Source organism: Butyrivibrio sp., from assembly GCF_017433805.1.
In the GTDB taxonomy this organism is placed as follows: Bacteria; Bacillota; Clostridia; order Lachnospirales; family Lachnospiraceae; genus Butyrivibrio.
In genome coordinates this window covers 1-11385 of record NZ_JAFRGN010000011.1, presented here as the reverse complement: position 1 = coordinate 11385, position 11385 = coordinate 1, and the positions used below count along the sequence as shown (strand labels likewise).

At 42.7% G+C, this 11385-nt stretch carries 7 protein-coding genes and 1 pseudogene; all 8 read left to right on the top strand.

Annotation, left to right across the window (positions count from 1 at the left end; all coding sequences use genetic code 11):
- Positions 1–15 precede the first annotated feature (15 nt).
- The 8 genes and pseudogenes from rpoC to IJI01_RS02450 all read left to right on the top strand — a co-directional run bounded on the left by rpoC (position 16) and on the right by IJI01_RS02450 (position 11252).
- Positions 16–3744 (top strand): DNA-directed RNA polymerase subunit beta', encoded by a 3729-nt coding sequence (rpoC, locus tag IJI01_RS02485; RefSeq protein ID WP_292185782.1) that lies wholly within the window; start codon positions 16–18, stop codon positions 3742–3744.
- Between the two features lie 202 nt (positions 3745–3946).
- Positions 3947–4366, top strand: coding sequence for a 30S ribosomal protein S12 (rpsL, locus tag IJI01_RS02480; RefSeq protein WP_013281753.1), 420 nt, complete (start codon positions 3947–3949; stop codon positions 4364–4366).
- Between the two features lie 197 nt (positions 4367–4563).
- Entirely contained in the window at positions 4564–5034 is a 471-nt protein-coding gene (gene rpsG, locus IJI01_RS02475) for a 30S ribosomal protein S7 (protein ID WP_013281752.1), read from the top strand.
- 48 nt (positions 5035–5082) lie between these two features.
- Positions 5083–7200, top strand: a pseudogene (gene fusA, locus IJI01_RS02470) (elongation factor G).
- Between the two features lie 137 nt (positions 7201–7337).
- Positions 7338–8528: an elongation factor Tu gene (tuf, locus tag IJI01_RS02465; protein ID WP_292185370.1), complete on the top strand. Its 1191-nt coding sequence runs from the start codon at positions 7338–7340 to the stop codon at positions 8526–8528.
- A 292-nt stretch (positions 8529–8820) separates the two neighbouring features.
- Complete coding sequence (locus IJI01_RS02460) at positions 8821–8994, top strand: hypothetical protein (protein ID WP_199712414.1); 174 nt, start codon at positions 8821–8823, stop codon at positions 8992–8994.
- A complete protein-coding gene (locus tag IJI01_RS02455) occupies positions 8981–9691 on the top strand; it encodes a type II toxin-antitoxin system PemK/MazF family toxin (protein ID WP_292185364.1) in 711 nt (236 codons plus the stop codon). The genes IJI01_RS02460 and IJI01_RS02455 overlap by 14 nt, the downstream gene beginning before the upstream one ends.
- A 358-nt stretch (positions 9692–10049) precedes the next feature.
- Entirely contained in the window at positions 10050–11252 is a 1203-nt protein-coding gene (locus tag IJI01_RS02450) for an IS110 family transposase (protein ID WP_292185362.1), read from the top strand.
- Positions 11253–11385: the final 133 nt, after the last annotated feature.

Sequence of the window (11385 nt, the reverse complement as noted above, 5' to 3'; positions counted from 1 at the left end):
ATGTCTGATTCAACAATGAATAAAGCAATAAATGAAGCTTCAAATGGCAGAGGCAGCACTCTTCAGCAGGTTTATCAGCCAATGACATTTGATTCTATCAAGATTGGACTTGCATCACCTGAGAAGATCAGAAGTTGGGCTCATAGAAACGACAATGATCCACATAGCGGTGAGGTTACTAAGCCAGAGACAATCAACTACAGAACACTTAAGCCTGAGAGAGACGGTCTGTTCTGTGAGAAAATATTTGGACCTACCAAGGACTGGGAATGTCACTGTGGTAAGTACAAGAAGATTAGATATAAGGGCGTTGTCTGCGATCGTTGTGGCGTAGAGATCACAAAGAGCAGCGTTCGTCGTGAGAGAATGGGATACATCGAGCTTGCAGCTCCTGTATCACACATTTGGTACTTCAAGGGAATCCCTAGCAGAATGGGACTTATCCTTGACCTTTCACCTCGTGTACTTGAGAAGGTTCTTTACTTTGCTTCTTATATAGTACTTGATCCAGGTGAGACAACACTTGAGTACAAGCAGGTTCTTTCTGAGAAGGAATATCAGGATGCAAGAGAAGAGTGGGGCGGCAAGTTCCGTGCAGGAATGGGTGCTGAGTCCATTAAGGAACTTCTTCTTGATATCGACCTTGAGAAGGAATACGCAGAATTAAAAGAAGGACTTGATACATCAAGCGGACAGAAGAGAGCAAGAATCATCAAGAGACTTGAGGTTGTAGAAGCTTTCAGAGAGTCTGGAAATGAGCCAGCATGGATGATCATGGATTGCATTCCTGTAATTCCACCAGATCTTCGTCCTATGGTACAGCTTGATGGTGGTCGTTTCGCAACATCAGATCTTAACGATCTTTATAGAAGAATTATCAACAGAAATAACCGTCTTAAGAGACTTCTTGATCTCGGCGCACCAGATATCATCGTACGTAACGAGAAGAGAATGCTTCAGGAAGCTGTTGATGCTCTTATCGATAACGGTAGAAGAGGCAGACCTGTAACAGGCCCTGGTAACAGAGCTCTTAAGTCCCTTTCAGATATGCTTAAGGGTAAGTCAGGTCGTTTCCGTCAGAACCTCCTTGGTAAGCGTGTAGACTACTCAGGACGTTCAGTTATCGTAGTAGGACCAGAACTTAAGATTTACCAGTGTGGTCTTCCTAAGGAAATGGCTATCGAGCTTTTCAAGCCTTTCGTTATGAAGGAACTGGTTTCAAGAGGAATTTCTCAGAATATTAAGAATGCCAAGAAGCTTGTAGAGCGTCTTGATGAGCAGGTTTGGGATGTACTTGAGGATGTAATTAAAGAGCATCCAGTTATGCTGAACCGTGCCCCCACACTTCACAGACTTGGTATTCAGGCATTTGAGCCTATTCTTGTAGAAGGTAAGGCTATTAAGCTTCATCCACTTGTATGTACACCTTTCAACGCCGACTTCGACGGTGACCAGATGGCTGTACATCTTCCATTGTCAGTTGAAGCTCAGGCTGAGTGCAGATTCCTTATGCTCTCACCTAACAATATTCTTAAGCCTTCAGATGGTGGCCCAGTTAATGTTCCTACACAGGATATGGTACTTGGTATCTACTATCTTACACAGGAAAGACCTGGAGCTCTTGGAGAGGGTAAGTGCTTCAAGAACGTTGATGAAGCTATTCTTGCTTATGAGAATGGATACATCACACTTCAGTCAAGAATTAAGATCAGAATCAACAAGAAGGATGCTGATGGTGTAGAGTCTACAGGTATTGTAGAGTCAACACTCGGAAGATTCCTCTTTAACGAGCTTATTCCTCAGGATCTTGGTTTCGTAGACAGATCAGATCCAGAGAACTTCTTCAAACTTGAAGTAGACTTCATGGTTGGTAAGAAGCAGCTCAAGCAGATCATCACTGCTATTATCAATACACATGGTACATTTGCTACTGCAGAAGTACTTGATAAGATTAAGGACACAGGTTACCACTATTCAACTCGTGCTGCCATGACTGTTTCTATCGCAGATATGACAGTGCCTAAGCAGAAGCAGGCAATGCTTGATGAAGCACAGGCTACAGTTGATAAGATTGCTGCTAACTACCGTCGTGGTCTTATTACAGATGAAGAGCGTTACCGTGCAGTTGTTGATACTTGGATGGAGACAGATAAGAAGCTCACAGAAGAACTTCTTGCTGGTCTTGATAAGTACAATAACATCTACATGATGGCTGACTCTGGTGCTCGAGGAAGTAACCAGCAGATCAAACAGCTTGCAGGTATGCGTGGACTTATGGCTGATACAACAGGTCGTACAATCGAACTTCCTATCAAGTCAAACTTCCGTGAAGGTCTTGACGTTCTGGAGTACTTCATGTCAGCTCATGGTGCTCGTAAGGGTCTGTCAGATACAGCTCTTCGTACAGCCGATTCAGGATACCTGACACGTCGAATGGTTGACGTATCACAGGAACTTATCATTCGTGATGTTGATTGCTGCGCAGACAAGGAAGTAATTCCTGGAATGACAGTTAAGGCATTCATGGATGGCAAGGAAACTATCGAGCCATTAAAGGATAGAATCACAGGAAGATATTCTTGCGAGACTATTAAAGATAAAGATGGAAACGTAATCGTTAAGAAGAACCACATGATTACTCCATCACGTGCAGCTAAGATCCTTTCAGTAGGTGTTAATGCTAAGGGAGAGCCAGTTGAGGCTGTTAAGATTCGTACAATCCTCACATGCCGTTCACACAACGGTATCTGTGCAAAGTGCTACGGTGCTAACATGGCTACTGGTGAGGCAGTTCAGGTTGGTGAGGCAGTTGGTATCATCGCTGCTCAGTCAATCGGTGAGCCTGGTACACAGCTTACAATGAGAACTTTCCATACTGGTGGTGTTGCCGGTGGTGATATCACACAGGGTCTTCCTAGAGTAGAAGAGCTTTTCGAAGCTAGAAAACCTAAGGGACTTGCTATTATCTCAGAGCTTGACGGTAAGGTTGAGATCAGAGATACCAAGAAGAAGCGTGAAGTTATCGTTACTAACGATGAGACAGGTGAGTCTAAGGCTTATCTGATTCCTTATGGATCAAGAATTAAGGTTCAGGACGGAGTCACAATCGAAGCTGGTGACGAGCTTACAGAGGGTTCAGTTAACCCACACGATCTTCTTAAGATTAAGGGAATCCGTGCAGTACAGGATTATCTCCTTAGAGAAGTTCAGAGAGTTTACCGTCTGCAGGGTGTTGATATCTGCGATAAGCATATTGAGGTTATCGTACGTCAGATGCTTAAGAAGGTAAGAATCGATGAGAGCGGTGATACAGAATTCCTTCCAGGAACTCTTGTAGATGTCCTTGATTTCGAGGATAGCAATGAGGCACTTGTATCAGATGGCAAGAAGCCAGCTGAAGGCAAGCAGGTAATCCTTGGTATTACTAAGGCTGCTCTTGCAACTAACTCATTCCTCTCAGCTGCTTCCTTCCAGGAGACAACTAAGGTTCTTACAGATGCTGCTATCAAGGGTAAGGTTGATCCACTTATCGGACTTAAAGAGAATGTTATCATCGGTAAGCTGATTCCTGCTGGAACAGGTATGAAGAGATATAGAAACACAACTCTTAATACAGATGTTAACTTCAAGGATCCTGAGAAGCTCATTCTCAAGAAGAGAAAAAGAGACTTCGATGACGAGTTCATTGATGTAGCAGAAGACATCGAGGATGATGAGCTTACTGTTGCAGATGATGAAGAGTAATTTATAAACATTTACTAAAGCGGTTGCCATAAAAAATTTAGTTGACAACCAAAATGATAGTATTTATAATTCATAATTGCGTGTATCGACAAAGGGGTGAAATTCTGCCCCTTTGTCTTTTGCACACACTCGCGTAAGCGAGTTGGGCAGCGAGTAGATAACCTACTCGACGATACATATATTAAAATAGGAGGTAAAAAGAATGCCAACATTTAACCAGTTAGTTAGAAAGGGTCGTCAGACATCTGTTAAGAAGTCTACAGCACCTGCTCTTCAGAAGGGCTTCAACTCTCTTCATAAGAAGGCAACTGCTACAGCTTCTCCTCAGAAGCGTGGTGTCTGCACAGCTGTTAAGACAGCTACACCTAAGAAGCCTAACTCTGCTCTGAGAAAGATCGCCAGAGTACGTCTTTCTAACGGTATTGAGGTAACAAGCTACATTCCTGGTGAGGGACACAACCTTCAGGAGCATAGCGTTGTTCTTATCCGTGGTGGAAGAGTTAAGGATTTACCTGGTACAAGATATCACATCATCCGTGGTACTCTTGATACAGCAGGTGTAGCCGACAGAAAACAGGCTCGTTCTAAGTATGGCGCTAAGAGACCTAAGGCGTCTAAGTAATCTATTAACTAAAAATCTAATTTTATAAGTGTTGGGATTCTTTTAACATAGTAATAAGTTAGACCCCATCCAGTATGGGTAGTATTTCTTTTTCTAAGTTAGAAAACCGCACGAACACTAAGATTAGTGAGTACCGATGATTTATAGTAAGCAGTGACTTTATTATAATCATTGCAATTCTAAAGGAGGGAAGAACCGTGCCGCGTAAAGGACATATTGTAAAACGTGACGTATTAGCGGATCCTTTATACGATAACAAGGTTGTTACTAAGCTTGTTAACACAGTTATGCTTGATGGTAAGAAGGGCGTAGCTCAGAAGATCGTATACGGAGCATTCGCACAGGTAGAGGAGAAGGCTGGTAAGCCTGCTCTTGAAGTATTCGAAGGAGCCATGAATAACATCATGCCTGCTCTCGAGGTTAAGGCTAGACGTATCGGTGGTGCTACATACCAGGTTCCAATCGAGGTTAGACCAGACAGACGTCAGGCTCTTGCACTTCGCTGGCTTGTAAACTTTTCACGCGCTAGAGGCGAGAAGACTATGGTAGATAGACTCGCTTCAGAGATTATGGATGCATACAACAACACTGGTGCAGCTGTAAAGCGTAAGGAAGATATGCACAAGATGGCAGAAGCAAACAAGGCGTTCTCACACTACAGATTCTAATCTGCAGCGTAGAGATGTGTGTTTAGATTTAATTAGGAGGAAGAACCTTTGGCTGATAGACAATACCCATTGGAGAGAACCAGAAACATTGGTATTATGGCTCATATTGATGCTGGTAAGACTACACTTACAGAGCGTATTCTTTACTATACCGGTGTAAACTATAAGATTGGTGAGACTTACGAAGGTACTGCTACCATGGACTACATGGCTCAGGAGCAGGAAAGAGGTATCACAATCACATCTGCAGCTACAACTTGCCACTGGACACTTCAGCAGAACGGTAAGACAAAGCCAGGCGCTCTTGAGCACCGTATCAACATCATTGATACACCTGGACACGTTGACTTCACCGTTGAGGTTGAGCGTTCACTTAGAGTACTTGATGGTGCTGTAGGTGTATTCAGCGCTAAGGAAGGCGTTGAGCCTCAGTCTGAGAACGTATGGCGTCAGGCTGACGGATTTAATGTTCCTCGTATGGCATTCATCAACAAGATGGATATCATTGGAGCAAACTATTTCGGAGCTGTTGAGCAGATCAGAAATAGACTTAAGAAAAATGCTATTATGATCGAGATTCCTATCGGAGCTGAGGATCAGTTCATGGGAGTTATCGACCTTTTCGAGATGCAGGCTTACATCTACAATGGTGATAAGGGTGAGGATGTTCAGATTGGTGAAATCCCTGCTGATCTCAAGGATGATGCTGAGCTTTATCACTCAGAGCTCGTTGAGAAGATCTGCGACCTCGATGAGGACCTTATGATGAAGTATCTTGAGGGTGAGGAGCCTTCAATTGACGAGCTTAAGGCTGCACTTCGTAAGGCAACTTGCGAGTGTAAGGCATTCCCTGTTTGCTGTGGTTCTGCCCACAAGAACAGAGGTATCCAGAAGCTCATCGATGCTGTCATCGAGTTCATGCCTTCACCTATTGATATCCCTGCTTGTAAGGGAACAGACCTTGACGGTAACGAAATTGAGGTTGCTTCAACAGATGATGGCCCATTTGCAGCTCTTGCATTCAAGATTGTCAGCGATCCATTCGTAGGAAAGCTTGCATTCTTCCGTGTATATCGTGGTACTGCAAATTCAGGTTCTTATGTACTTAACAGTACAAAGGACACAAAGGAACGTCTTGGACGTATCCTTCAGATGCACGCTAACAAGCGTTCAGACCTTGAGAAGGTTTACTCAGGTGATATCGCTGCTGCTGTTGGTCTTAAGAACACAGTAACTGGTGATACTCTCTGTGACGAGAAGAACCCTGTAATCCTTGAGTCTATGGAGTTCCCTGATCCTGTTATCGAGCTTGCTATCGAGCCTAAGACTAAGGCTGGTCAGCAGAAGCTTGATGAGGCTCTTATGAAGCTTGCTGAAGAAGATCCTACATTCAGAGCTCATACAAACACTGAGACAGGTCAGACAATCATCGCTGGTATGGGTGAGCTTCACCTTGATATCATCGTTGACAGACTTCTTAGAGAGTACAAGGTTGAGGCTAACGTAGGTGCTCCTCAGGTTGCTTAGAGAGAAGCTCTTACAAAGGCTGTAGACGTTGAGTCTAAGTATGCTAAGCAGTCCGGTGGACGTGGTCAGTACGGACACTGTAAGGTTCGTTTCGAGCCTATGGATGCAAACGGCGACAATCTTTACCAGTTTGATAGCGAAGTTGTTGGTGGTGCTATTCCTAAGGAATTCATCCAGCCAATCAGCGAAGGTATCGAAGAGGCTATGAAGGCTGGTACACTTGGTGGATATCCAGTAGTTGGTGTTCATGCAACAGTTTACGACGGATCATACCACGAAGTTGACTCTTCAGAAATGGCATTCCACATCGCTGGTTCTATGGCGTTCAAGGATGCTATGCAGAAGGGTGCTCCTGTTCTTCTTGAGCCTATCATGAAGGTTGAAGTAACAATGCCTGAAGAGTACATGGGAGATGTTATCGGTGACGTTAACTCTCGTCGTGGACAGGTTGAAGGTATGGACGACCTTGGTGGTGGTAAGATCGTTAGAGCACATGTGCCACTTGCTGAGATGTTCGGATATGCTACAGACCTTCGTTCTAGAACACAGGGACGTGGTAACTACTCAATGTTCTTTGAGAAGTACGCTCCAGTTCCTAAGAACGTACAGGATAAAGTCCTTTCAAACAAGGGCAACTAATTAAAATATAAATGTTTTGCCGTTTAAATCTAGCAAAATGCTTGATTTAGCGGCAAACATTTAATATAATCGATATAGTCGGTTAAATTATGTATGAAAATGTTGGATAACATTTCACTTAAGGAGGATATTTAGAAATGGCAAAAGCTAAGTTTGACAGAAGCAAACCACACGTTAACATTGGTACAATCGGACACGTTGACCATGGTAAAACAACTCTTACAGCTGCTATCACAGCAGTACTTGCTGATAGAGGATTCAGCCCTGCAGTAGCATTCGATCAGATCGATAAGGCTCCTGAAGAGAAGGAAAGAGGAATCACAATCAACTCTGCTCACATCGAGTACGAGACAGAGAAGAGACATTATGCTCACGTTGACTGCCCAGGTCACGCTGACTACGTTAAGAACATGATCACAGGTGCTGCTCAGATGGATGGTTCTATCCTCGTTGTAGCTGCTACTGATGGTGTTATGGCTCAGACAAAGGAGCATGTTCTTCTTGCTCGTCAGGTAGGCGTTCCTTACATCATCGTATTCATGAACAAGTGCGATATGGTTGACGATCCAGAGCTTCTTGACCTCGTTGAGATGGAGATCAGAGACCTTCTTACAGAGTATGAGTTCCCTGGAGATGATACACCAATCATCCGTGGTTCAGCTCTTAAGGCTCTTGAGGATCCTAAGAGCGAGTGGGGCGAGAAGATCATCGAGCTCATGAACACAGTTGACGAGTACATCCCTGAACCTACTCGTGAGACAGATAAGCCTTTCCTTATGCCTGTTGAGGACGTATTCACAATCACAGGACGTGGAACAGTTGCTACTGGTAGAGTAGAGAGAGGTCACCTTAACCTCAACGACGAAATCGAAATCGTTGGTATCAAGGAAGAGACAGCTAAGTCAGTATGTACTGGTATCGAGATGTTCAGAAAGACTAGGGAGTACTGCGAAGCTGGTGACACCGTTGGTCTTCGTCTTCGTGGTGTTGACCGTGACGGCATCCAGAGAGGTCAGGTTGTAACAAAGCCTGGCACAGTTACATGCCACACAAAGTTCACAGCAGAGGTTTACGTACCTACAAAGGATGAGGGTGGCCGTCATACACCTTTCTTCACAAACTACAGACCTCAGTTCTACTTCAGAACAACTGACGTTACAGGTGTCTGCAACCTTCCAGATGGTGTTGAGATGTGCATGCCTGGTGACCACGTAACAATGTCTATCGAGCTTATTCACCCAATCGCTATGGAGCAGGGTCTTAAGTTCGCTATCCGTGAGGGTGGACGTACAGTTGGATCAGGTAAGGTTGCTACAATCGTAGAGTAATCTTAACAAACCTAGATTTTATGCAGCTTCCAGAGTTTCTCTGGAAGCTGTTTTTTTGTATACAATCTGGCTTAAAATGGTCACTGGCTCTAATTTGGCTCTAAAAATTTTGAGTTTTTTCTAAAAGGCAGTATTTATGCGCCTTTGTAAGGTGGAGTCATGGTGCAATTCTAGCTATGTTTTGTCGATAATAATTATATATACAACTTGTTTTTGTTATGTGTTAAAATAAATAACAATGGTTGTCAAGATCATTGTTTATTCTTCATGAGTATCCAGAAAGGAGGATTCTATGGCTAATATTAGATCTGTTGAAGATTATAAGGAGTTTCTTAAAGAGAACAGAGAATTATTACACAAAAACGCTGTAAGAATCGAAGATCTTCCTCCGGATGATGATTGGATCCTCGATGATGAATGGGATGAAATATACGAGCAAGAGGTTTTAAAGCGTGGGAAAGTATAATGTTGGTGAAGTCTGGTGGATTCATTTTCCATTTGGGGATAAGGATTATGAAAAGCGTAGGCCAGCAATCGTATTAGATGATGATACTATTGCAATTTTGGCTGTTTACGTGACTAGCAAAGATAAGGATAACCCATTCAGTATAGATATTGAAGACTGGCAGAGTACAGGACTAACTAAGCCATCATGGGCTAGAATAGACAAGATAGTAAGTATCACTGAGTGGTTCATGGATAGAAAGATAGGTAATCTTTCAGAACGAGATGCAGCCAAGATATTGCAATTGGTTGCAGAGATACAGACCAAGAGCTTCCATGAGTTTTCATTATTGGCAGTTCAGAATTCACAAGGACAGTTTCTACAGATTTATGATGAAAGATGGGAGTGCTGGCTGTTTCCATACACAAGAACTGCTGAAGATAATAAGTCGAATGTAGACCATTTTGCTAGTGAGTTACTTCATAAGGATATAGATACCACCTATGTTACAACTGCTAAACATTGCAAATATTCTGTGAGCGATAAGATTTACAAGATTTATAATCATAAGCTTTATAAAGTTCAGATTGACGATATTCCTGATAACTTATCTGGTGATAAGTATAAATGGATGTCTATCGAAGATTTAGAGTCAGATGAGGCAATTATGGAAAAGAACGATGATATAATTGCCTTTGTTAAGACTAAGTGTTTGTGATATACTTTTACAACGAACGAAAACCTTCGAGGTTTTCAGCGGAAGCGGTGCCAGCATCAATTCCGTTCTTGAAGATTTACCAAGAACACTTCGGTGTTCTTTTTTAGTACCATAAAAGTGTAGTTGTTAGAGAGTAATTACCTCTGACATCTGCACTTATTTTTTATAATAAGGGGAGTAATTGGTATGGCGAGGCTCTTTTTGGATTATCACATCCGGCAATAAAAACTGTCAGCCAACCCCTTATTATAAGTATTCGCTTAAGCAGGTAGGGATTCGCTCCCGCGTAACCAACTAAAATGAATGGTAATAAGTGTGGGTGGTAAACAATTACTAATTCAAGTACAGGAGGTTATGTATGATCAGCGTAGGTATTGATGTTTCAAAGGGAAAGAGCACAGTGTGCATACTGAAGCCTTATGGTGAGATTGTAGCAAGCCCTTTTGAGGTAATGCACACAGAGAGCGAACTGAAGAATCTGACTCAAATGATTCAGAGGCTGGATGGGGAAATTCGTATTGTTATGGAGGCAACCGGCATATATCATTTACCGATGTTGTCTGTACTTCAGAATCAGAATTTTTTTGTGGCAGTGATTAACCCATTTGAAATGAAGGAGTACGCGTCCAGAGGGCTTAGAAGAGTAAAGACGGATAAGCAAGATTCAATCACCATTGCGAACTATGGGATTGATAACTGGTATCGGTTGGAGAACCATCAAGGACGCGATGATGTGTATTCCGAACTAAAACTGCTAGGAAGACAGTATTGTCATTACATGGAGCTTCACGTAAAGGCACTGCTTGAATTAACGCATATGCTGGATTATACAATGCCTGGAGTCAAGAAAGAATTCCATAGTTGGAATGAGAGCAACGGAAAGGATAAGTTAAGCGATTTTGTAGAGAGATACTGGCATTTCGACAACATAACCGCGATGACCAAGGAAGATTTCATTGAGGACTATATTTCCTGGGCTGCAGAAAAGAAATACCACCAGAACAGGTCAAAAGCAGCTGAGCTTTATGATCTTGCATCTGATGGTATCTCGACATTGTCTGCCAATACCCCATCGACCAAAATGCTGGTATTGGAAGCCGTAAGGGTACTTCGAGAAATCGACAGTACCTTACTGAAGATAATAACACGAATGAAAGAACTGGCAAAGACACTTCCTGAATATGAAACCGTACGAGCGATGGGAGGCGTTGGAGATGTATTGGCGCCTAAACTGATTGCGGAGATAGGCGATGTAAGAAGGTTTCATAGTGGTAAGGCACTTATTGCATTTGCAGGTATAGATGCACCGCCCTATGAATCCGGCCAATTTGTGGGAACCAATCGAAAGATTAGTAAGCGCGGATCAAAAGTGTTACGTAAGATTGGCTATGAAACCATGAGAGTCTTGAAAACACACAAAGCTCCTGAGGATGATGCAGTATACCGGTTTATTCTTAAGAAAGAGGCCGAGGGAAAATCAAAACGTCAGGCTAAGATAGCGGGATTAAACAAGTTCCTGCGAATTTACTATGCTCGTGTAAGCGAAGTCTACAAAGCATGAAAAAGTAAAAACACGGCTTATTATTGGCTGATGAAAGTCAGCCTTTTTAGTGTACACAAAAATAATAAGGACAAGGCAAAAAGAAAACCTGTTGGGAAAAGAAATTGATTCTTGACTTTTCTTAGCAGGTTTT

Bases quoted from the DNA above. Each gene is read 5' to 3' on its own strand.
- tuf (WP_292185370.1), top strand. From the start codon at position 7,338: ATGGCAAAAGCTAAGTTTGACAGAAGCAAACCACACGTTAACATTGGT.
- rpoC (WP_292185782.1), top strand. From the start codon at position 16: ATGAATAAAGCAATAAATGAAGCTTCAAATGGCAGAGGCAGCACTCTT.
- IJI01_RS02450 (WP_292185362.1), top strand. From the start codon at position 10,050: ATGATCAGCGTAGGTATTGATGTTTCAAAGGGAAAGAGCACAGTGTGC.
- IJI01_RS02460 (WP_199712414.1), top strand. From the start codon at position 8,821: ATGGCTAATATTAGATCTGTTGAAGATTATAAGGAGTTTCTTAAAGAG.
- rpsL (WP_013281753.1), top strand. From the start codon at position 3,947: ATGCCAACATTTAACCAGTTAGTTAGAAAGGGTCGTCAGACATCTGTT.